The 21,547-nt window shown below is 67.8% G+C and carries 24 protein-coding genes; 11 read left to right on the forward strand and 13 right to left on the reverse strand.

Annotation, left to right across the window (positions count from 1 at the left end):
• Window positions 1-22 precede the first annotated feature (22 nt).
• The gene (locus AB0J62_RS20255) at window positions 23-289 is read left to right on the forward strand and encodes a hypothetical protein (RefSeq protein ID WP_363872843.1); all 267 of its coding nucleotides are present in this window, start codon (window positions 23-25) and stop codon (window positions 287-289) included.
• Window positions 290-402: 113 nt separating this feature from the next.
• Here the strand turns inward: AB0J62_RS20255 and AB0J62_RS20260 are convergent, their stop codons facing one another.
• Window positions 403-1,761: an FAD-dependent oxidoreductase gene (locus AB0J62_RS20260; protein WP_363872846.1), complete on the reverse strand. Its 1,359-nt coding sequence runs from the start codon at window positions 1,759-1,761 to the stop codon at window positions 403-405.
• 71 nt (window positions 1,762-1,832) lie between these two features.
• Here AB0J62_RS20260 and AB0J62_RS20265 point away from each other — a divergent pair, with 71 nt between their 5' ends.
• Both AB0J62_RS20265 and AB0J62_RS20270 read left to right on the forward strand, forming a co-directional pair.
• Window positions 1,833-2,726, forward strand: a complete 894-nt coding sequence (locus AB0J62_RS20265) for an AraC family transcriptional regulator (protein WP_363872849.1) — start codon at window positions 1,833-1,835, stop codon at window positions 2,724-2,726.
• Between the two features lie 33 nt (window positions 2,727-2,759).
• A complete protein-coding gene (locus AB0J62_RS20270) occupies window positions 2,760-3,590 on the forward strand; it encodes a MerR family transcriptional regulator (protein ID WP_363872852.1) in 831 nt (276 codons plus the stop codon).
• On the opposite strand, the gene AB0J62_RS20275 is transcribed toward AB0J62_RS20270, so the two are convergent.
• Window positions 3,574-5,082, reverse strand: a complete 1,509-nt coding sequence (locus tag AB0J62_RS20275) for an alpha-L-arabinofuranosidase C-terminal domain-containing protein (RefSeq protein ID WP_363872855.1) — start codon at window positions 5,080-5,082, stop codon at window positions 3,574-3,576. The genes AB0J62_RS20270 and AB0J62_RS20275 overlap by 17 nt on opposite strands.
• Window positions 5,083-5,116: 34 nt before the next feature.
• Between AB0J62_RS20275 and AB0J62_RS20280 the strand changes: the two genes are divergently transcribed.
• Complete coding sequence (locus AB0J62_RS20280; protein WP_363872858.1) at window positions 5,117-6,142, forward strand: LacI family DNA-binding transcriptional regulator; 1,026 nt, start codon at window positions 5,117-5,119, stop codon at window positions 6,140-6,142.
• Window positions 6,143-6,267: 125 nt separating this feature from the next.
• Here AB0J62_RS20280 and AB0J62_RS20285 read toward each other — a convergent pair whose 3' ends face one another.
• The 3 genes from AB0J62_RS20285 to AB0J62_RS20295 all read right to left on the reverse strand — a co-directional run bounded on the left by AB0J62_RS20285 (window position 6,268) and on the right by AB0J62_RS20295 (window position 8,422).
• A complete protein-coding gene (locus AB0J62_RS20285) occupies window positions 6,268-7,245 on the reverse strand; it encodes an aldo/keto reductase (RefSeq protein WP_363872861.1) in 978 nt (325 codons plus the stop codon).
• 104 nt (window positions 7,246-7,349) lie between these two features.
• On the reverse strand, window positions 7,350-7,859 hold the full coding sequence (locus AB0J62_RS20290; RefSeq protein WP_363872864.1) for an SRPBCC domain-containing protein: 510 nt from the start codon (window positions 7,857-7,859) through the stop codon (window positions 7,350-7,352).
• On the reverse strand, window positions 7,856-8,422 hold the full coding sequence (locus tag AB0J62_RS20295) for a TetR/AcrR family transcriptional regulator (protein ID WP_363872867.1): 567 nt from the start codon (window positions 8,420-8,422) through the stop codon (window positions 7,856-7,858). Before AB0J62_RS20295 ends, AB0J62_RS20290 begins: the two co-directional genes overlap by 4 nt.
• Before the next feature lie 128 nt (window positions 8,423-8,550).
• On the opposite strand from AB0J62_RS20295, the gene AB0J62_RS20300 reads away from it, so the two are divergent.
• Genes AB0J62_RS20300 through AB0J62_RS20310 form a run of 3 tightly spaced genes read left to right on the forward strand, consistent with a single transcriptional unit; the run spans window position 8,551 to window position 11,514 of the window.
• Window positions 8,551-9,795 (forward strand): MFS transporter, encoded by a 1,245-nt coding sequence (locus AB0J62_RS20300; protein WP_363872870.1) that lies wholly within the window; start codon window positions 8,551-8,553, stop codon window positions 9,793-9,795.
• Window positions 9,796-9,814: 19 nt separating this feature from the next.
• Window positions 9,815-10,294, forward strand: coding sequence for a MarR family transcriptional regulator (locus AB0J62_RS20305; RefSeq protein WP_363872873.1), 480 nt, complete (start codon window positions 9,815-9,817; stop codon window positions 10,292-10,294).
• A complete protein-coding gene (locus AB0J62_RS20310) occupies window positions 10,291-11,514 on the forward strand; it encodes an MFS transporter (RefSeq protein ID WP_363872876.1) in 1,224 nt (407 codons plus the stop codon). Before AB0J62_RS20305 ends, AB0J62_RS20310 begins: the two co-directional genes overlap by 4 nt.
• Here the strand turns inward: AB0J62_RS20310 and AB0J62_RS20315 are convergent.
• Complete coding sequence (locus AB0J62_RS20315; protein WP_363872879.1) at window positions 11,498-12,439, reverse strand: formylglycine-generating enzyme family protein; 942 nt, start codon at window positions 12,437-12,439, stop codon at window positions 11,498-11,500. The genes AB0J62_RS20310 and AB0J62_RS20315 overlap by 17 nt on opposite strands.
• Before the next feature lie 18 nt (window positions 12,440-12,457).
• Entirely contained in the window at window positions 12,458-12,847 is a 390-nt protein-coding gene (locus tag AB0J62_RS20320; protein WP_363872882.1) for a hypothetical protein, read from the reverse strand.
• Between the two features lie 76 nt (window positions 12,848-12,923).
• On the opposite strand from AB0J62_RS20320, the gene AB0J62_RS20325 reads away from it, so the two are divergent.
• On the forward strand, window positions 12,924-13,349 hold the full coding sequence (locus tag AB0J62_RS20325) for a MarR family transcriptional regulator (protein ID WP_363872885.1): 426 nt from the start codon (window positions 12,924-12,926) through the stop codon (window positions 13,347-13,349).
• On the opposite strand, the gene AB0J62_RS20330 is transcribed toward AB0J62_RS20325, so the two are convergent.
• Both AB0J62_RS20330 and AB0J62_RS20335 read right to left on the reverse strand, forming a co-directional pair.
• Window positions 13,342-14,211, reverse strand: a complete 870-nt coding sequence (locus tag AB0J62_RS20330; protein ID WP_363873511.1) for an LLM class flavin-dependent oxidoreductase — start codon at window positions 14,209-14,211, stop codon at window positions 13,342-13,344. The two genes, AB0J62_RS20325 and AB0J62_RS20330, sit on opposite strands and share 8 nt — an antisense overlap.
• 2 nt (window positions 14,212-14,213) lie before the next feature.
• Complete coding sequence (locus AB0J62_RS20335) at window positions 14,214-14,645, reverse strand: GNAT family N-acetyltransferase (RefSeq protein ID WP_363872888.1); 432 nt, start codon at window positions 14,643-14,645, stop codon at window positions 14,214-14,216.
• A gap of 66 nt (window positions 14,646-14,711) precedes the next feature.
• Between AB0J62_RS20335 and AB0J62_RS20340 the strand changes: the two genes are divergently transcribed.
• From AB0J62_RS20340 to AB0J62_RS20350, 3 genes are all read left to right on the forward strand, one after another.
• Window positions 14,712-15,344: a hypothetical protein gene (locus AB0J62_RS20340; protein WP_363872891.1), complete on the forward strand. Its 633-nt coding sequence runs from the start codon at window positions 14,712-14,714 to the stop codon at window positions 15,342-15,344.
• Window positions 15,345-15,476: 132 nt separating this feature from the next.
• Window positions 15,477-16,058: a dihydrofolate reductase family protein gene (locus tag AB0J62_RS20345; protein WP_363872894.1), complete on the forward strand. Its 582-nt coding sequence runs from the start codon at window positions 15,477-15,479 to the stop codon at window positions 16,056-16,058.
• Between the two features lie 38 nt (window positions 16,059-16,096).
• Entirely contained in the window at window positions 16,097-16,603 is a 507-nt protein-coding gene (locus tag AB0J62_RS20350) for a DUF2716 domain-containing protein (protein ID WP_363872897.1), read from the forward strand.
• Window positions 16,604-16,677: 74 nt separating this feature from the next.
• On the opposite strand, the gene AB0J62_RS20355 is transcribed toward AB0J62_RS20350, so the two are convergent.
• The 4 genes from AB0J62_RS20355 to AB0J62_RS20370 all read right to left on the reverse strand — a co-directional run bounded on the left by AB0J62_RS20355 (window position 16,678) and on the right by AB0J62_RS20370 (window position 21,544).
• The gene (locus tag AB0J62_RS20355; protein ID WP_363872901.1) at window positions 16,678-18,489 is read right to left on the reverse strand and encodes a hypothetical protein; all 1,812 of its coding nucleotides are present in this window, start codon (window positions 18,487-18,489) and stop codon (window positions 16,678-16,680) included.
• A gap of 467 nt (window positions 18,490-18,956) precedes the next feature.
• Window positions 18,957-19,667, reverse strand: a complete 711-nt coding sequence (locus AB0J62_RS20360; RefSeq protein ID WP_363872904.1) for a 2OG-Fe(II) oxygenase — start codon at window positions 19,665-19,667, stop codon at window positions 18,957-18,959.
• Between the two features lie 36 nt (window positions 19,668-19,703).
• Window positions 19,704-20,531 carry a Gfo/Idh/MocA family oxidoreductase gene (locus tag AB0J62_RS20365; protein ID WP_363872907.1) on the reverse strand — a complete coding sequence of 276 codons (828 nt, stop codon included), beginning with the start codon at window positions 20,529-20,531 and terminating at the stop codon, window positions 19,704-19,706.
• Entirely contained in the window at window positions 20,531-21,544 is a 1,014-nt protein-coding gene (locus AB0J62_RS20370) for a Gfo/Idh/MocA family oxidoreductase (RefSeq protein WP_363872910.1), read from the reverse strand. Before AB0J62_RS20370 ends, AB0J62_RS20365 begins: the two co-directional genes overlap by 1 nt.
• Window positions 21,545-21,547: the final 3 nt, after the last annotated feature.

Here is a 21,547-nt window from a genome sequence, read left to right on the forward strand (position 1 = left end):
CCGCTCCCCGAGAGGACGGCCGGTGCTGAGCAAGGTCCTCGGCGCGGTGGGTCTTCTCCTGCTGATCGTCGGGGCGGTGTTCGCTGTCCGGCCGGTGCACGCCGGTGGTGGCGGCTGCGGCTCGGTCTTCCAGCCCGACAAGGGCATCACGCCGATGCAGTGCGACGCCCGGCTCAGCAGCCGCGCCAACCTGGTCACCGGGTTCGGCGCCGGCGGTGCCGCGCTCGTCGTCACCGCCGTAGCAGTCGCCGCGATCCGCGACCGCCGTACCCGCGTCACTTCCTCCTGACCCCTGACTTTGGGCACCCACCAACCGTTTACGGGGTCGATCGATGGTTGACGGGTGCTCAAGGACGATGAGCGCACGATCGGCGGACGGTCAGCGCACGGATCAGCGCACGATCAGCGCACGATCGTCGCGAGGACGTCGTTGAAGGCCTCGGTTGACGACGGGTGCGTGTAGATCGAGTCGCGCAGTTCGGCGGCTGTGATTCGGTGGCGCATCGCGAGCGTGACGACGTTGATCAGTTCCTGGGCGTCCACGCTCAGCAGCGCCGCCCCGAGGATCTCGTCGGTCTCGGCGTCGATCACGAACTTCATCGCGCCGCGGGTCTCCTCGACGATGTACGCGCGCGGCATCGCGATGATGTCCGCGACGTTCTGCATCCCGATCCGGACCCGGTACCCCGCCTCGCGCGCGGCCTTCTCGGTCAACCCGACGGTCGCGAGCGGCGGCGACATGAACAGCGTCTGCGGTACGGCGACGCGATCGGCCGTCGATCGCTTCCCGCTACCGAGCAGCTGATCCAGCACGATCCGGCTGTCGTCCAGCGAGATGTAGGTGAACTGCGGCCCACCGTTCACATCGCCCAGCGCGAAGATGTGCGGCTGACTGGTCCGCAGATACGAGTCGACCTCGATCGCCCCGGATGCCGTCGTACGGACGCCGGCGTTCTCGAGCCTCAACCCAGCGGTGACCGGCGCACGTCCGGTCGCAGCCAGGATCGCGTCGACCGTGAGCGTGTGCTCGCGCCCGCCCTTGCGGTAGACGACGGTGTCCTCGTCTCGGATCTCCAGTACTTCGGCACCGGCAACGATCTCCACGCCCTCGCCGGTCAGGATGTCCGCCGCCACAGCCGCGACATCGTCGTCCTCGCGGCCGAGGATCCGGTCCGACGACTCGAGCACGGTGACCTGCGTCCCGAACCGGCGGTAGATCGACGCGAACTCGATGCCCTGGTACCCGCCGCCGATCACGGCCAGCCGACCGGGCAGGTGCGCGGTGTGGATCAGATCCACGTTCGTCACGGTCCGCGGGCTCTCGCGCAGACCGGGGATGTTCGGGATGACCGACTCCGAACCGGTGTTGATCAGGATGGTCTCAGCGGTGATCCGTACGTCGCCGACCGCGACGGTGTGCTCGTCGACGAAGGATGCCGTCCCGGTGAGGAGGGTGATGTTCTCGGCGTCGTTCAGCGCGTTGTAGTTCCCGGCCCGGAACGTCGAGGTCAGGGCCTGCACCTCGGCGATCGACCGCTCGAACCACTCTTCGGGCGAGTCGTCGGGCCGCCGCTTGCTGGAGTGATGGACCAGTTGTTTGGTCGGCACACAGCCGACGTTCGGGCAGGTCCCGCCGTACATCTGGTCGGAACGTTCGATCAGGATCACCCGGCGCCCGGCCCGGCCGAGTGCCGCGGCCGTCACCTTCCCGCCCTTGCCGAAACCGATGACGACGACATCTGCCGTCAGGTTGGAAGTCATGCTCTTGAGTCTGCGACGTAGGCTTGAGACGGAACAGTCGGTAAAAGCTCAATTTCCTGCTGAGGCGTCTCATGGATCTGATCAGCCACCTCGTCGGGCTCGCCCGTATCGGGGCGAGGGTCGACAAGCGCTGCCTGTTCGCGGCCGCCACCGAGATGAAGGTTCCCGCGTACGCCGACGACCAGGCCGCGTTCCACTTCATCCTCGACGGCGAGTGCACGCTGGAGTTGCCCGACCGCTCCATCCAGCTGACCGCAGGTGACGCGGTCCTGCTTGCCGGCAGCCCCGCGCATATCGTCCGTACGCCGGGCGCGGGCCGGCCGCGGGCATCCGTCGAGACACCGGGTACGGCGTTCGACACCGTGAACAGCCCGTCCGGCGAAGTCATCACGGACATCTTCTGCGGCCACTACACGGTCGGATCGGGGTCCGGCGTACTGCTCCTGCGCAGCCTGCCTGATCCGCTGGTCGTGTCGTTCGGTCCCGACGAATCGATCCGGACGCTCGCCGAGCTGCTCCGCGCCGAGGCCCGCGAAGAAGGTCCTGGTACGTCGGCGATCCTGGACTCACTGTGTGCCGCGCTGCTCGCGATGATGCTCCGCCGCGGCGGCCTGCCCGGCGCCGCGCCCTGGACCGCCCTGGCCGACCCGCGCATCGCGGCCGCGGTCGAGGGGGTACTGCGGGATCCCGGCGCCGACTGGACCCTCGAACGGCTGGCTGCGACGGCCTCGATGTCCAGGGCAACCTTCGTCCGCCACTTCGCCCGGCTGACCCCGGTCAGCGTCGCTGCTTTCGTCACGCAGCTACGGATGATGGTGGCCGCCGACCTGCTGACCGACGCCGACCAGACCGTGGCAACGGTTGCAGCTCAGGTCGGGTACCGCTCGGAATCGGCGTTCAGCAAGGCGTTCCGGTCGGCCACGGGCAGCACGCCCGGAAGGTACCGCCGTACCCTCGAGGCTTGACCTTGACACTGTGTCAAGCCGGAAGGTCGTGGCATGTTCACTATCGGAGACTTCGCCGCGTTCGGTCAGGTGTCGGCGCGGATGCTGCGGCACTACGACGCGCTCGGGCTGCTCCGCCCGGCCGTCGTCGACGAGGTGACCGGGTACCGGTTCTACTCGGCCGACCAGTTCAGCCGGCTGAACCGCATCGTCGCGCTCAAGGACCTCGGGTTCACCCTGCAGCAGGTCGGCGAGATCGTCGACGCGAAGCTGTCGGCCGACGAACTGCGCGGCATGCTGCGGTTGCGGCAGGCGCAGCTCGAGGACGAGCTCGCCCGCAGTACTGCCCGGTTGACCAGCGTCGAGGCGAGGCTCCGACTCATCGAGAGGGAAGGTCACATGCCTACCGACGACGTCGTCCTCAAACGCATCGCCCCGACACGGGTCGCGGAGCTGTCCGCGATCTCACCGAGCTACGACGGTGAGGACATCGGTCCCGTGCTGCAACCGCTGTTCGGTCAGCTCTTCGAACGCCTCGGGACGGCCGGTCTCAACCCGTGCGGCTCACCGGTCGCGTACTACGAGCAGGCCGACGGCGAGACGATCCGCGTCCACGCCGCCGTACCAGTCGACACCGGCGCTGCTGCCGACGTCGACGTCCTCGAGCTGCCCGAGATCACGCAGGCGGCCACCATCGTCCACAAGGGCGACATGATGGAGGCCGACCGCAGCATGCAGACGCTGGCGCGATGGATCGAGGACAACGGCTATCGCAGCCAGGGGTACGCGCGCGAGGTCACGCTCCAGTTCGACCCGGACAACCCGGCGAACTGGGTGCACGAATTCCAGATCCCGGTCACCAAACCGGTCACAGGACAACGCTGACCGTCGCAAAGGAATGCGGCGGCAGCGTCACCCGCAGGCCGCGGGGTTCCGGTTCGACGCTGAGCGGAGCCGGAGCCACCGCGTCCGGATCGCCGGCCGTGTTACAGGATTGCGGATTGGTTGCCGTCAGCAACCGTCCGGCCGGCTCGCGCACGTCTGCACCGCGCAGATCCAGTACGACGTCCAGCGCCGCGGTCGGATCGAGATTGCTGACCGAAACCAGCGCCCGCCCGTCCTTCACCGACGCGGACGCCGACACCAGTTCCATCGACTCGTACGTCGGCTGCTCGACCACATGCACCGGTACGGCGGTCGCGTCGTGGTGCCCCTTGTTCATCTCGAACACGTGGTACGTCGGCGTCCGCACCAGCCCGCCTTCGTCGTCGGTGAGCAGCATCGCCTGCAGGACATTCACGGTCTGCGCGATGTTCGCCATCACCAACCGCTCCGCGTGCTTGTGGAACACGTCGAAGTGCAGGCTCGCCACCAGCGCGTCGCGCATCGCGTTCTGCTGGTACAGGAAGCCCGGGTTCGTGCCCGGCTCGACGTCCCACCACGTGCCCCACTCGTCCAGCACGAGGCCGAGTTTGCGCTCCGGGTCGTAGGCATCCATCAGCGCGGAGTGCCCGCGGATGACCCGGTCGATGTCCTGCGCCTTGCGGATCGTCGCGTAGTACTCGTCGAGACCGAAGTCGGTCGCGCTGCCCTTGTGCTCCCACGTTCCCGCGACCGTGTAGTAGTGGAACGAGATCGCCTGGAAGAGGTTCTTCGGACCCCGCTCGCACCCGAGACAGCTGACGGCCTTGAGCAACGCCTCGGTCCACGCCAGATCGTCGTCGGACGCACCGGCCGCGATCCGGTACAGCTTGTTGTCGCCGTGATCTTTGAGGAACGTCGCGTACTGCCGGGCCAGATCGGCGTACGCGTCCGCCCGCATGTTGCCGCCGCAGCCCCAGGCCTCGTTGCCGATACCCCAGAACGGGATCTTCCACGGCTCGTCCCGGCCGTTCGCCTTGCGCTCGCGGACCATCGGGCTGTCGCCGTCGCGGGTCAGGTACTCGACCCACTCGCTCATCTCCCGCACGGTGCCGCTGCCGACATTCCCGTTGACGTACGGCGCTGCGCCGAGCAGCTCGCACAACGCCATGAACTCATGGGTGCCGAAGTGGTTGTTCTCCTCGACGTTGCCCCAATGGGTGTTCACCATCGACGGGCGGTCCGCCTTCGGCCCGATCCCGTCCTTCCAGTGGTACTCGTCCGCGAAACACCCACCCGGCCAGCGCAGGTTCGGGATGTTCAGCGCCCGCAGCGCCTCGACCACGTCCAGCCTGATACCGCCCTCGTTCGGGATCGGGGAATCCTCGCCGACGTAGAAACCGCCGTAGATACATCGCCCGAGATGCTCGGCGAAGTGCCCGTACAGATGCCGGCTGATGGTCGGCCCGGGTACGTCGAGATCGATCACGACGCGGGCATTAGAAGCTACGGACAACGGATTTCTCCTTGAGCTGGATAGGGTGGGCGACATGAAGAAGGGCACGACCGCGGTCACGATGGCTGACGTCGCGCGGTCCGCGGGGGTGTCCACGATGACCGTTTCGAACGTGATCAACGGCCGCCCGCGGGTCGGCGCCACTACGCGCGAACGGGTCCTGGCCGCGATCAGCGACCTCGGGTACCAGGTCAATCTGGCCGCCCGGCACCTGCGCGCCGGCCGGACCGGAGTGGTCGGTCTCGCCGTCCCCGAACTCGAGCGCCCGTACTTCGCCCAGCTGGCCGGACGGCTCGCGGACCGGTTCGAGGCGCACGGGCTGCGCATCGTGATGGAGCGCACCGGAGCCAGCCGCGAGGGGGAGGCGGACGCGGTCGCGTTCTCCCGGCTGCGGATGTACGACGGCCTGGTCCTGAGCGTGGTCGACAGCGACCCGGCCGAGCTGACCCAGCTCGGCAGCGACGCGCCGGTGGTGATGATCGGGGAGCGGGCGCTGCCGTCGCGGTACGACCACGTGATGATGGACAACGTCGACGGCGCCCGGCAGGCGACCGCGCACCTGCTCGCTACCGGCGCCCGGCGCATCGCGATGCTCGGCGGCAACCCCGACTGGATCGCGAACATGCCTTCCCTGCGCGCCGAGGGATACGGACTCGCGCACACCGACGCCGGCGTACCGATCGATCCGGAGCTGACGGTCCGCTGCCACTTCACGATGCAGCAGGGGTACCACGCGATCCGGTCGCTGATCGATCGCGGCATCGCCTTCGACGCGGTATTCGCACTGACCGATGTGGTCGCGCTGGGCGCGCTGCGGGCGCTGGCCGACGCGAATCTGCGGGTGCCCGACGACGTCCAGGTGGTCGGCTTCGACGATATCGACGAGGCGGCGTACCTGGTCCCGGCGCTGTCCAGCATCAACCCCGGGCACGAGGAGATGGCGGACTCGATCGTCGCGCTGCTGATGGCCCAGATCAACGACGGACCGGGCGATGAACCACAGGAAGTGATCGCGCCGGCGCGGCTGATCCAGCGCGGCACCACCAAACCTGTCGTCTGACACCACGGCCCACCTCGTCACGCAGCGCGGGAGTTGTTGAGCAGAGATATATCGATAAACCAGCCTCGTGACAAGCCTTCGGCCCGGAACCGCGCTGGGCGGTTACCGGGCCGAGGTGGAGGTGGCTAGTTCTCGATGAGGGTGGCGATCTCCGCCAGTTGGTCGCTCCCGAGCGGGCCGAACGCCATCGCGCCGGCGTTCTCCTCGGCTTGCGCGACGGTCCGGAAGCCCGGGATCGGCACGGTCTTCGGGCTCCGCGCCCACAGCCACGCGAGAGCGCCTTGAGCCAGCGTCCGGCCGTCGCTTTGCAATAGCTCGCGGATCGCGGACACCTTGTCCCACCACTCGGGCGCCGGTACGCCGCCTTCCGCGAAGTACCGCAACCAGGAGGGCGGCAGCGTCCGGATGTCGGCGCCGGTCGCCGGCCTGCTCGCGTCGCGGCGGCCGAGGATGCCCATCCCGAGCGGAGTCCGGTTGATGCTGATCAGATCCTCGCGCTCGCACAGCGCGAAGAAGTCCGGCGCGTCGTGCAGAACGCTCGCCTCGTGCTGTACGGCGGCGCAGTGCTTGCCCTGGGCAAAGAGCTCCGCGCTGTGCAGCGTGTCGGTGCTCCACGCGTAGCTGCGGATCAGCCCTTCGCGCACGAGCTCCTCGCACGCCTCGCGCAGCGGCAACGCGATCTCGTCGGTCGTGTCGAAATGCAGCTGGTACAGATCGAGATAGTCGGTCCCGAGCCGGTCGAGCGAAGCCCGCACTGCTTTGTGTACGTATTCGGGTGTCGTGTCCTGGTGGTGCATGACCCTGGTTGACTCGTCGAACGTGTTGCCCCACTTGGTGGCGATGACCACCTGGTCGCGCATCCCGGCGAGAGCCTTGCCGAGCACGCGCTCGCTGTGGCCCGCGCCGTACACATCGGCGGTGTCGAAGAAGGTCACGCCGAGCTCGACGGCCCGCCGGATCGCCCGCACCGACTCGTCGTCGTCGACCTCGCCCCAGCCCAGCGGCTCGCCGGCCGGGTTACTGAAGGGACCGCCGATCGCCCAGCACCCGAATCCGACCGGGCTGACCTCGATCCCTGTTCGTCCTGATCCGCGCATATCCATGCCATTGACTCAACCAGCCGACGATTCATCCGTCCAATGAATCTTCTGCCAGCAGTTGATGCGCTCAGTGCATCGTTCAGTGCATCATTCGGTGCGTCGTTCGGTCAGGAAGCAGTCGCGCGGGCAGCGAGGGCGCGGTTCATGGCATCGAACTGCGGCTTGATGGTGTTCTTCAGCATCGACCGGGTGAACGGGATCGCCGCACCGGTGAACTTCTCCTCCTGGACCAGGCGCGTGCGGCCGCCTGGCAGTGCGGTCAACCGGAACGAGTGCTCGCCGTCGAACAGTGCGCCGGGCGGGACCTTGCCGATCCAGCGCAGCTCCTGGTCGGGCACGACGGCCAGCAGCGTCGGGGTGAACTTGGTTTCGCTGCCCTTGGTGTCGCGGAGCACGTTGGTGATCTTGTCGCCGACCTTCAGGTCGCCGGTCGAGGAGATGATGAACGGGTTCCACTCCGGGTAGGTCTGGCGGTCCGTCAGCACCTTCCAGACCTGCGCGGGTGACGCGTCGATCTCGAGCTCGGTGTGCAGGGTGAACGGCCGGACGACCGTGTAGACCGTGTAGCCGGCCAGCAGGACGAGAACGCTGCCAAGGGCAACGAGGAACTTCTTCATGACTTCTCCGGTCCGAGAGTGCTGTGCACCAGCGCCCTCACGTAGGCGGGATCGATCGGCTCACCCGTGACGAGGAGCCGGTAGTAGAGCGGTCCGACGAGCTGGTCGACGACGACACCGGGATCGGCGTGTGCCGGCAACAGCCCTTCGGACTGGGCCTGGGCGACGACTGCAGTGACGGCGGCGTGGCGCTCCGCCCAGAGGGCACGGACGCTGTCGCCGACGCGCGGTTCGCGGGCGGCCGCGGCGGTGAGGTCGGCGACCAGTGTGGTCGGGATGACCTCCAGAGTGGCGGCGATGCCGGTGACGAGCTCGGTGAGATCACGTCGCGCATCCCCGCTCGGCTCGAACGGTACGGCGCTGCGCAGGCCGGCGATCATCGCGACCACCAGCTCCGCCTTGCTCGGCCAGCGCCGGTAGATCGTGGTCTTGGCGACCCCGGCCCGCTCGGCGACGCGGTCGACCGACATGCCGTCGTACCCACGGGCGCGCATCTCGGTCATGGCGGCCTCGAGTACGCGCGCCTCGACCCCGGCGTCCCGCGGTCGTCCTCGTCCCACCATCACGGATCCTCTTTTCGCTACTGCGGTGTCGAAAAGAACGGTAGCTCGGACTGATGATTTACGCAACCGGCGTAGCGTAAAAGGATCACTGCCAGCGATTGTCAGGTTTTGCTGCCACCGTTGAGCAGGTGACTTCGAGAACCCGCCTGCTGCTGCCCGCAGCGTTCATCACGTCCCTCGGCAACAACATCCAGCTCCTCGGCGCCGCGCTCCTGCTCGTCCGCGCGCAGGGCTCGATGCTCGACGTCGGCTGGCTGTTCATCGCCGTCGCAGTACCGCAGGCGATCCTCTCGCCGTACTTCGGGCGCCTGGCCGACCGCTTCGACCGGCGCCGCCTGTGGGTGACCTGCGACGTGATCAGCGCCGTCGCCGCTCTGGCGCTTCCCGTCGGCCTCGCTGTGGGCGTCGCGCAACAGCCTCTCGTCTACGCCACCAATTTCACCCTGGCGATCATCGCCGCCCAGTTCACCCCGGCCAGCGCCGCTCTCATCCGCGAACGCGTCCCTGCCGCAGACCTCCGTACCTTCAATGCCCACTACGAGATCGCCCTCCAGTCCGGCATGCTCCTCTCGGCGTCCCTGGGCGGCGTAGCCCTCCAGTACTTCGGCCCCCAACCCCTCTTCATCTTCAACGCGCTAACCTTCGCCCTCTCAGCCGCCCTGGTCCTCGCAGTCGGCGCGAGACACCCCAATGGGTCGCCCGAGGCAACCACCCGCGACAGTCACCCGGCGGCCGAGGCCTCCCCGGCCTCCTCGGCTGGGTCGGTCAGCTCGGTCGGCCCCGTGCGATTGCCGCTTGGGCCTCTTGCCTTGTTGTTTGGGCAGGGGCTGGTGGTGGTGACGGTGTTCAACGCCTTGCTTCCGGTGTTGCTGATTGGTGAGTGGCGTCGTGGGCCGGCTGTTCTTGGCGTGGTCGATGCGGTCGGCGGCGTTGGGTTCCTGCTTGCCGCCGCGGTCTACCGGCGGTCGGCGGCGCGGCTGGGTGATCTGAGGCTCGCGACCGGCGGCTTCCTGGTGTGCAGCGGATTGTTGGTGTTTCAGCCGTTGTTCGGCGTACCCGCGCTGATGGCTCTTGTGCTGCTCGGTGCGTTCCTCTTCGGTCAGGCGCGTATCGCGACCCGCTCGTTGCTCATGACATCGGTCGACGAGTCCCGCGTCGGCCACGCGTTCGGGATCGCCAACGGGTACGGCCTGGCGGCAACGATCGTCGTCATGCTGATCGCCTCCCTCGTCACCGGCCACACCGACACCCGCTACGGCTTCGCAGTACTCGCTTTGATCAGCATCCTCGCCGCCGCCTTCGCCGCCCTCCGGCTGTCAACCTTCTCCAAGCGGACGGCATCGAAAGATCCAGGTGTGACAGCACTTATATAAGTACTGTTATGATCACCTCATGGACGACCCTACCGAGCAGAGTCAGTGGCGGCCGCTGCACGAGTTGCTGGCCCGGATGGATGCCGAGATCGGGCGGATCTACACCGATCGGGAGATCAAGGGCCTGAGGCCGAGCTACGTGCGCGAGCTGATCCAGCTCCACCTCAAGGGCCCGATGACGATCACCGAGCTGGCCGACACGATCGGCCGGACCCACTCGGCGCTCAGCCAGAAGGTCTCCGCGATGCGCACCGCCGGTCTGGTCCGGACCGTGCCGGGCGCGGACGCGCGCAGCAAGAAGGTCACGCTGACCGCCAAATCGAAGAAGCTCGTCGAGCTCCTGACCGCCGAGTGGCAGGCGACCGAGGCAGCCATCGCCGACCTCGAGGCCGAGCTGCCGTACCCGATGACGCAGGTGGTCCGCGATATCGAGCAAGCGCTGGCCCGCAAGAGCTTCCACGACCGCATCACCGAGAAGTTGCAGGGATCCGACCGGTGAAGAACGCGCTCATCGACCTCGCCCCGCTGCGGGTCACGGCGTACCGGCGCCTGTGGATCGGGCAGGTGCTGTCCGGCTTCGGCGGGCAGTTGACGTTCGTCGCGGTCATGTTCCAGGTCTGGGACCAGACGTCGAGCCCGGCCTGGACCGGTGCCGTCGGCCTGGCGCAGGCGCTGCCGCTGATCGTGCTCGGCCTGTTCGCGGGCACCCTCGTCGACCGGCTCGAACGCCGCCGGATCTACCTGATCACGACCTGCGGACAGTTGCTCGCAGCAACAGTCATGGCGAGTCAGTTGCTGTTCGGCCGGGTGCCCGTCGGCGTGCTGCTCGCGCTCATCGCCGTCCAGGCATCGTTCGGCGCGACCGCCGGCCCGGTCGCGCGGACGGTTCTGCCGCAGATCCTGTCCCGCGACCAGCTCGCCGCCGGGATCGCGCTCAACCGGATCGGGTTCCAGGGCGCGATGCTGCTCGGCCCGGCGCTCGGCGGTGTGATCATCGGCGCGTGGGGTGTCGGCGTCTGCTACCTGATCGACGCGCTCAGCTTCCTCGCGGCGCTGTACGGCGTACTCGGACTTCCCCGGATGCGGATCGAGGGGACCGCCAAGCCGGGGTTGCGCGGCGTGTGGGACGGGTTGACGTTCGTGGCGTCGACGCCGGTGATCCGTGGGGCGTTGATCACGGATCTGGCGGCAACTGTGCTGTCGATGCCGATCAGCCTGTTCCCGGTGATCAACGCCGAGCGGTTCGGCAACAATCCGCGGACACTGGGCTTGTTCCTGACCGCGATCGCTGTCGGTGGGGTCGCCGCTTCGCTGTTCTCGGGGTCGTTCACGCGTCTGCCGCGTCATGGCGTCGTGATGCTGTGCGGTTCGGCGGCCTGGGGGATCGCGTTGCTGTTGTTCGCGTTCACGCCGGTCCCGTGGTTGGCCTTGGCCTGTCTGGCGTTCGCCGGCGCGGCGGACACTGTCGCTGTCGTCTCGCGGAGCACGATCGTTCAGCTGCACACGCCGTCCGAGTTGCTCGGCCGGGTCAGCGCCGCTGAGCAGATCGTCGGCCAGGCCGGTCCCGACCTCGGCAACCTCCGCGGCGGCGTGGTCGCACAGCTCACCTCGCCGGTCGCGTCCCTCGCATCCGGCGCACTGCTGTGTGTCGCGGCGGTCGCCGCAGTTGCCGTGAGTACGCCGGGATTGCGGCGGCCCGCGGTCACTCAGGACGCGTGAGGCCGACGGTACGGAAGCCGGCGTTCCCCATCGAGGACTCGGGCGTATTGGAGGATCGGGCAGCGTTGCGGTAGCGGTTGCAGTACGAGTCGTGGCACAGGTACGAGCCGCCGCGGATCACCCGGGCCGCACCGAGCGACGGTCCGGTCGGGTTCTCGTGAGGGGAGAACTTGTAGTACCGCGGGCCGAACCAGTCCCCGCACCACTCCCACACGTTCCCGACCATCTGCCACATCCCATAGCCGTTCGGCTGGAAGGTGCGGACCGGAGCCGTCGTGAGGAAGCCGTCCTCCTCGGTGTTCGACCGCGGGAAGTCGCCCTGCCAGATGTTGCAGCGCCACTCGTCGTCGATCAATTCGTCGCCCCACGGATATCGCGCACCATCGAGGCCGCCGCGGGCCGCGTACTCCCACTCGGCCTCCGTCGGCAGTCGTCGTCCCGCCCACTTGCAGTACGCGACTGCGTCGTTCCAACTCACATGTACGACGGGATGCTCGTCGAGACCGTCCAGGTCGGAGCGCGAGCCGCCCGGATGCCGCCAGTCGGCGCCGCGGACGCCGGCCCACCACGGCGTACCGGACGCGGGCCCCATCAGCTCCTCCGGCTCGGCGGCGAGGGCGAGGTGGAACACAGCGGAGTACCCGAAGATCTCGGCCTCCGTCCGGTACCCGGTCGCGTCGACGAACCGAGCGAAGTCAGCATTCGTCACACTCGTCGCGTCGATGCTGTACGCCGACAGCTCGACCGTGTGCACCGGCGTCTCGCCGTCGCCGGCGTTCTCGTCACCGTTCGTGTTGCCCATCGCGAACGAACCGCCCCCGAGCACCACCTGCTCGATCCCGTGCTCGCCGCGCCCCATCGGGGCCGGAGGAGGCGGCGACGCCTCGTCACGGGAGGGCGCGCAGCAGGACGGGTGCTCGTTCATACCACCAAGCTTCTCAACTCACGACGGAACGAGCGTCCTCAGGTCCTGATGATTGAGATAGACCACGATCTGCCATTCGCCGTCGACCTTGCGGAGCAGATACGTCGACCTGAAGATCGTGCCCTCCGGGACGCTCGACGACTGGGTACGTTCGAGCCGCCAGGTCGACCGCACCAGCGTGTGCTGCTCGTCGACAGGCGACTCCTCGAGCGAGTCCAGGGTCATCCCGGTGATGCCCAGCCGGGCGAAGAACTCCTTGCGTCTGGGCAGGCTGGCGACCACCTGCTCGCGGGTCACCGGCGTCACCGACACGGGGTCCAGCGTGAGCAGGGTGGGATGGAACCCAGCTCCGTCGCTCGCAGTGGCGAACCGGTCGAAGAACTCGGCCACGTCATCGCGTACCTTCATCGAACCCCCCAAGACCTACCATGGGTAGCAGTCTAGACAGTAGCTGTCGCGACAGCAATGCGGAAGGAGGCCGGACATGCCGGGTCCACGGCTCGTGCTGACCAGTTTGGTGACCCAGGTCGCCCGCGGGGTCCGCACGGCACTCGACCAGCGCTTCGGCGAGTTGGGTCTGACTTCGCAGCAGGCCGGCGTGCTCCTGCACGTCTCCGGCGGTACGACGAGTCCGCGCAAGCTTGCCGACCTTCTCGGGACCGATACCGCCGGCATGACGCGCCTGGTCGACCGACTCGTGGAGAAGGCCTACCTCGACCGCCTGCCGGCCACGGACGACCGGCGGACGATCACGGTTGCCCTAACGTCCGCCGGCCGCAAGATCCTTCCCGCGATCAAGCCGATCTTCGACGAGGTCGCCGACACGATCACCGCGGACATCCCGGCGGAGGTGCTGCCCGACGTACTGAAGGCGCTCGAGGCAATGCGAGCCGCTGTGCGGATCAGCTGAGACTCGGCGGGCCTTGCTCGATCCGGCGCAGGACCGGTTCGAGGCGGAAGAAGTCCTTGCCGCGGATCAGCTGCCGCTCGTCCCACCAGGTCGCGCCCGCCTCGGCGAGCGGCTCGATGATCGCGCGGGACTGGGCCGGGTCCGCAGGGCTGATCCCGCCGACGATCACGTCGTACGGCGTACTCCGGTCTTCGCGCTGGTCCTGGATGAAGCTGACCAGATTGCGCAGCTCGTCGACCGGCGGAGCCTCGCCGTGGTTGGCGCTCGCGAACAGCGGTACGGCGCCGTCCCAGCGGGCGGCGCGCCGCATCGGAGCCTTCTTCGGCCAGTAGCCCGCGATCCACACCGGCGGCCGCGGACTCTGAACCGTTGCCGGCAGCATCTCCACATCGTCGACCCGGTAGTGCTTGCCGGTGTGTTTGACCCGTTCGCCGGCCCAGTACGCCGCCAGCAGGTCGAGGCCCTCGTCGAGCCGCTCGGCCAGCACCTTCGGATCGGTCGTGTCGCCGAAACTGCCGAACTCGTCCGCGATCGGGCCGCCTAGACCGGCGCCGAAGATCACCCGGCCGTTGCTCATCGAGTCCAGTGTGGCCACCTGCCGCGCGAGCTGCTCGGGCCTGCGCCGCGCGACCGGCGTGACGAGCGGTCCGAGCTTGATTCGCGAGGTCGCCAGCGCGGCCGCCGTCATCAGCATCCACGGATCGCCGAACGGCTGCCCGCGCCGCTGCTCCTTGCTGTGGACGACGTGGTCCCACAGGAAGAGCCCGTCCCAGCCGGCCTCCTCCGCAGCGGCCGCGACTCGCGCGACCGTGTGCGCGTCGGCGAAATCCCCGAAGTTCGGAATGTTGATCGAAAAGCGCATCGTCACTCGCCCAACCGTAGTTCGACAAAAGGAATCGTGTCGCCGGGCAGCAGGTATGTCTCCACTTCGACGAACCCGTGCGCCTTCGCAAACCGCAGACCGTCCTCGTTGCTCGCCAGGACGTGCGTCTCGAACGTGTCGCCCAGTTCCTGCCCTCGTTGCAGGCAGTGCTGATAGATCGCGTCACCGACTCCACGCCGCCTGTACTCCGGGAGCACTCGCGCGATCACCGTCACCGCTGCGGTCTCCTCCGACGGCGGTCGGACGGTGGAGCATCCGATCAGCGCGTCACCGTCGTACGCAACCTCGAGGACGTTCCGCGTCAGCCGCTCGCGGATGTCGTCGACCGACAACGGCGCCGTCGGGATGATCTCGTTGTGCACCCGCTGCCAGTCCAGCAGCGTGGCGTCGTCCTCCACCGGCACGATCCTCATCCCGCCAGCCAACAGCCCACCGGCTGAACCGGTCAAACTGATTCCGGGGGTAGTACCGTCCGTGTCGTGCGGATTCTCTTCGTGGGTAACAGCTTCACGTCGCGGAACAACCTGCCCGGGTTGATCAAGGGCATGGCCGCCGCGCGGGGGATCGAGGTCGAGCACAAGCTGATCTCGGCGGGCGGCGCCTCGCTGCGGCAACACCTCAACGCGGGCAAGGCTCTCGAGGCGATCGCGAGCGGCGGCTTCGACACCGTCGTACTGCAGGAGCAGAGCACGCTGCCGATCAAGAGTCCCGCGCGTTTCCGCGACAGCGCCCGTGACTTCGTCGCTGCTATCACCGCGGCGGGCGCGCGTACGGCGTTCTACCTGACCTGGGCGCGCCGGAACGCCCCGGAGACGCAGAAGGCCCTGACGGACGCGTACGGCGGCGCGGCAGCCGAGCTCGGTGCGGACCTGGTTCCGGTCGGCCTGGTCTGGGAACGCTTTCTCGCCACCCACGACGAGCCGGCCCTCCATGACGCAGACAACAGCCACCCGGCCCTTGCCGGGAGCTACCTCGCGGCGTGCGTCTTTCTGATCGCCCTTCTCCAGGAGGACCCGGTAGGCATCGCCACTCCGGTCAAGTGCCTGGACCCCGACACGGCCGGCCTCCTCCGCCAGTCCGCCTGGGACATCTGCACCGAGCTCACCACCTGATGCCCAGGCCTTTCGACGTGGGCTGCAAGGGTGTTCCGGTTTAGCTGGATGATGTCGAATCAGGCGGGATGTGTTCGACGCAGGGGTGAATGGCCGCCTACCGGGGTCGCCTAAGCATTCGAGGAGCGCACTATGACTGCCATCTACACCTTCGACGTCTTCGCCAGCCTCGACGGGTTCGCGTCGTACGACAACGCCGACTGGGGACCGTACTGGGGCAAGCAGGGTCCCGAGTTCCTGGACCGGCGGATCGCGCAGTACGACGAGGAGCAGCGGATGGTGTTCGGAGCGGACACGTTCCGGCTGATGATGCAGATGATCGGCTCGAGCAAGATCGCGTCCGAGGAGCTCGACCCGGTGAACGCGCGAATGCGCCCCATGCCGACCACAGTGGTGTCGTCAACTCTCGAAGGACCGTTCGACTGGCCCGACGCAACCGTCGTCACCGGCGACGCCGTCGAGCTGATCGCCCGCCTCAAGGAGGAGTCCGACGTCCCCCTCCGCTCCCACGGCAGCCTCTCCCTCAACCGAGCCCTCATGGCCGCCGGCCTCGTAGACCGCGTCCAACTAACCATCTTCCCCGTCATCGCCGGCCAAACCGGCGTCGAGCCCGTCTTCGGCGGCGCCGCCGACTTCGACCTGGAACTCCTCGAATCCCACACCTTCGACGGCCGCACCCAAGAACTCACCTACCACCCAACCCTCCACGGCTGATCCGTCCGCACTGGCACGGCAGCAACTAACCTCGCGGCATGAGCGAAGCAATCCGGGCCGAAGGAGTGTGGCGGCCGATCGAGTACGCCGAGGCATGGGCCGGGTTCTACTCTCGCTTCGACTTCAAGCCTGACTTCTACGAGCCTGCCGTGCCTGCCATCCGGCTGCCAGAGGTCTGTGTCGTGATCGACCTCGGTCCGATCTTTGCCCACGAAGGTGCCCGGTTCGCGGCTGCCGAGGCGGCGATCAATGCCGTCGCCCTCCGCAGCTTCGTGTGGCTCGCCGACGAGGAAGAGCTGACCGCGCTGGATTGGCAGCACACTCCGTACCGCTACCCACCGGCCAAGCACGCGCTTTTGGAGCTTGGATGGCCCGTCCCGGTGTTCCCGAACGGCGACTACTACATCCACACCACATCGGATCTGAGGTGGGGCACGTTCGGTCACCCGTGGCAGCAGTCGTTGACCGTCTGGGGCGAAGAGCTGGTGCACACCCTCGGCACAGAACTCCTGACCTGGCTACCACGCCACAGGCAATCCCCGTAAATGCAGAGTCGCACAGGATGAATGCCGCCTGACCATCCCTCGTCCGCGTGCGTCGGTGCTGTCTTCCTGGCAGGTCAGGTCCAGCTGTCGGATGTGGAGTTGGGCAGGCGATGCGTGCCAGTGGGGCCGACCTCGAACCTGAACCCGTGGGGCGTGGTCCATTCCAGCGTCTTCACGTCGACGCGGCGGACGTCCCAGCCGCTGGCGTAGGTCTTGACCCGGTGGGCGAACCTGCTGAGCGGCGCAAGATTGCGAGTGCTGGTTTGGCCGGTCGGGCCGTTGGGATCGTAGGGCTGGATGTGGTCGAGGTCGATGGTGCGATGGGTCTCGCGGGTACCGTACGGAAACAGCTCGACCGGGTAGGTGAGCCGTACCCGCTCACGGATCCGGGTCGGGATTTCGTACGCGTCGACGCTGACGGTGTCGTTGAGGTCGATCACCGGCTTGACGGTGTACGGTCCGTGGCCGACGAGTTCGGTGAGCTGATCGGCGAGCAGCGGTCCGATTCCCTCGGCGCGGAGTACCCCGGTGCCAGTGGTCAGCGTGAGGTCGGTGAGGTGCACGACTACCTCGGTTTGTCCAGGACGCAACTGTTTACTCGTGCTCCCGGGGCTCGCCGGGTTCGCCGCGTTAGCGGCGTGCGCGTAGGCGTCGCGTTTCATCTGCGCGAGGCGTGCGTTGAGTGCCCGCTGGGCGGCGGTGTCCAGGGGCTTGCCTTCGTCGGGTTCGCTGCGCGGGCCGGGGATGTACTCGGTCGGCCGGCTGTCGAACGGGTCACTCGGCGGATCCGGATCGTACGGCCCCACACCGTCTTCCAACGGTGGCTCTCGCAGCTCGACCGGGCTAGCTATGGGGTCAGCGATGGAGTCAGTGATCGGATCGGCCAGGTGGGCGTGCAAGCGTTCGGGCGACGGGCTCGCCGTGAGCACCGCAGTGGCACCGCGAGCCGGGTCTGTCGTCGCGGCGTCGCTCGTGTGGTCGAGCGGACCGAACGACCCAGGGTTTGCGGCCGCCGAATGCCTGCTAGAGGTCGGAGCTCGCCGTGAGGTATCCGCAGGCGTGGCGATGGCGTCTGCGGAGGGGGCTGTGGAGGTCGTTGTTGGGGCCGGGTGGTTGCGGGCTTGAGTCAGGAGTTCTTGGGTGAAGCGGGGATCGGCGATGATGCCGATCGCGTCGGCGCGGCGGTGCTGAACCTGCCTGGTGTCACCGAAGGTCTTGAGGGCTTCGGCGATCGCGGCGATGGTCGCGTCGTGGCGGATGACCGCGCCGGCGGGGGCCTTGGCGTAGATGGTCTTGTTGCCGTGGTGGTCGCTGCGGCCGACGAACACACCTCGCTCGCGGGCTGCCTCGGCGGCCTCGTCGCGGGCCAGGTCGGGGTCGGCGTGGAACTTGGCAGCGCGGATGATCGTGTCCAGCCGGTACGGGGTGATCGCGTCGATCAAGGGCGCGACGCGCTTGTCGACGTACCGGGCTGCCCCCTCGGACAGCTTCACGCAGTATGCGACGAGCCGGCGCGCCTTCCACGGGGTGGCATCACCGGCAAGTACCCGGGCCCAGGTGAACGGGAACCGATGACGCAAGGCCAGCGCCTCACCGAGGAGCCCGCGGGCGACCATCGGCGAGACAGCGAGCATCACACCGAACTCGGCGATCGCGAACTCCGCGATCTCCGGACAGCCGTCACCGCCCAGCATCACGGCCCGTTCCCGCCCGTCGGCGGCTCGGCGGCCGGGCCGGACTCCACACGCGGACGGGTGGAAGCGGTCGGCATAGATCTGGGCGTGCTGCAGCAGCCGCGCGTCGGCCTGGTTGGCCAGTGCGCGGTGCTCGGCGGCTGATTCCAGCAGCTCGGCCGTCGAGAGCTCGCTCAGATCGTCATCGAACATGTGTTCGATTCTATCTCTTCGAGACTCGCCTGCCAAATCGGGGCGACCGTCGAAGCGCCTTATTTACAAGGAGAATTGATCCGTGCCCCAATTGCGGTGAGGTTCTGTGGCTGAGTCAGCAGTCTGTGCGAGGGCCGGTTGGTCGCGGCAGGATTTGCAGCTGGGGACGCGGGTCCGGTCGACGTGCCACCAGCGACTGTAGGTCGGGTGCCGCGGGGTGGGGTGCGGTTGGGCGCGCGGGGGTCCGGCAGTAGTGGTTGGGGGGGCCGGTTTGTTGGATGGGTCCGGGTGCGGTGATGGTTCGTGGTCGCCGCCGGAGGCGGCCAATAGAACAGTCGCCGCGGAGCGGTGTCCGATTGACTCCTACCCACATCCACGTTCACGCCTGACGGGTGCGGGCGGGTGGACGATCAGGCCCACCGCCGGAGGCGGCCAATAGAACAGCCGCCGCGGAGCGGTGTCCGTTTTTACTTGGCGTCGTGGAAGACCAAGCCCAGGGTGTGGCGGTGGCCGGATTTGATGGGGGAGACGCCGTGGCGGACGGGGGAGGCGGACCAGCCTCGGGTGGATTTGACGGGGCGGTCTCGGGTGGTGAAGAGGAGGCCGTGGCCTCGGGGGATGAGGGTTGCGGTGCCTCGGGACTGGGCTCGGGGGCGTTGTTCGACCAGGAGGAACTCGCCGCCGGTGTGGTCGACGCCGGGATCGTTCAGGTTGATGACGACCTGCAGCGGGAACACCTTGTCGCCGTACAGGTCCCGGTGCAGCGCGTTCCAATCACCAGCGCCGTACCGCAGCAGGATCGGCGTAGGCCGTGTCTGCCCCGCTGAATGACAAATGTCGAGCCACTCGTCGAGCGTGTCGGGCCACTCCGCCGAGCGGCCCAGCTTCGCGTACCAATCACGCGCGATGGGCAGCAACCGCGGGTACAGCGCCTGCCGCAACGCCTCCACCTCCGCTGGGAAAGGCCGGTCGAAGTACCGGTACTGCCCCTCCCCGAACCGATGCCGCGCCATGTCGATCGTTGCCCGGAAGCGCTTCACGTCGTCGTACAGCGCCGCGATCCGGGCAGCCTCGGTCGGCGTCAGCAACTGAGGGAGCAGTGCGCAGCCGAGATCGTTCACCTCGGCGGTCACGGCGTCCCAGTCGGCTCCGGCTACTCGTCGCTCGTACTTGTTCATACCCATGGAACGCCGTACGCCGCCACCATGTGAGGGCTACCGGGAACCGCGCGACAATTCCTCGAGGACCGTGATCGGCGCCAGCAACGTCGCGTCGTCAAGCGGCCGCTCACCGGTCTCGAGCATTCTCAGGAAAACCTTCAGACCAGGTACGACGTACTCCGCGTCCAACTCGACCGCCTGGCTCGCCAGCCCGGTCTGCCCGACGATCGCCGCATGGAACGGCACCCGCCCATCATCCGTCGGCTTCACGAACTGCAACGTCACCAGAACCCCGTTGCTGCGGTAGCGCGCCACCACAGTCGAGCCGACCCGTTCGACCGAGACCGGACCCGGTTCGCCGGGCGCGAGCCGCTGCGCGAGGTCGGCGATGTGGATGCCGTAGAAGAAGATCCCGCTGTACTCGCTCTCGGGATCAGCCGGCCCCGTCACGGTGACCGTTTGCACCTCGCCGACCTGGGCCTCCGCAAGAGCATCAGCGTCCGCAACCCACCGCACAGCGGAGTACGACGTCACGGGCGCGCCGCCCAGACGCGCCGCATCGAGGATCGCCCGCGCATCCGCCGTACTGGCCGCGAGCGGCTTGTCCACCCAGACCGGGATGCCAGCCTCCAGGAACGGTACGGCGTGCTCGCGGTGCAGCGCGCCGTCGCGGTTGGTGACGATCAGCGCGTCGACCGAGCCGATCAGCTCACCCGACGTGCGGACGACGGCAGCGATCCCGCCAAGAGCCGCGAGCTTGCGGGTCTTCTCGTCGTCGCCGACCAGCGCGACCACCCGCGCGTCCGAGATCTGATCCACATTCAAGGCTCGAACGATGTGGTCGGCGTGGCTGTTCTCCGTCCCGACCAGGGCGATGCGCATCAGGTCTCCTTCAGCTCAACGGGACGCCCCAAGCGGGCAGATTCGTACACAGCGAGCACCGTCGCCAACGACCGGCGCCCGGCCTCCAACGACACGGCCGGGGCACGCCCGTCCCGAACGGCAGCGATGAAGTCGCGGTACTGCGCCAGATGCGCGAGCTCCACCGGGCCCCAATCGGCCGGCCCATCCAGAACAGGCGCCTCAGGCTCACCCGACTCGGCCGAGGCGAAGTACGCGAGCTGATCGTCGTCGAGCACCGCCGTACCTTGATCGCCGTGGATCGTCAGCCGCACCGGACGCCCGGGGTACGCCGCAGTGCTGGCGAGCAGCAACCCGATCGCCCCGCTCTCGAACAGGATCGACGCCCCGGCGAGATCCTCGACCTCGATCCCCGAATGGGCGAGCATGCCGGTCTGCGCGCTGACCTGGACCGGACGTCCGAGCATCCACACCAGCAGATCGAGCGCGTGAATGCCCTGATTCATGAGCGCGCCGCCGCCGTCGATCGCGAGTGTGCCGCGCCAGTCGTCGCCGTCGTAGTACGACTGCGGCCGGAAGAACGCCGACTCGGAGATGCCCGACGTCACGCGACCGAGCGCGCCGGTGTCAATCGCCGTACGGATCTGCGCGACCGGCGGCTGGAAGCGGCGCTGGCTGATGACCGAGACGGTGAGACCCGTGGATCGCTGCGCCTCGATCAGACGGTCGGCGGCCTCGAGCGAGATGTCCACGGGCTTCTCGACGATCACGTGCTTGCCGGCCTGCAACGCCTCGATGGCATACTCCGCGTGCAGCGCGCTCGGCAGGCAGATCGAGACAGCGTCGGCCGACGAAGCGGCGTACACCTCGGCCGGAGTGGCAAACGCTTCGCCGCGGTACTGCTCGACGAGCTTGCCGGCGCGGTCGAGGTCTTGGTCGACCACCGCGACAAGTTCGGCTTCGTTACCGAGAGCTTCGATGAGGCGAGCGTGCACAGTGCCGATGGCGCCGGCACCGATCAGGGCGAAACGCATGAG

It is taken from the genome of Kribbella sp. NPDC049584, assembly GCF_040675555.1.
Taxonomy (GTDB): Bacteria; Actinomycetota; Actinomycetes; order Propionibacteriales; family Kribbellaceae; genus Kribbella.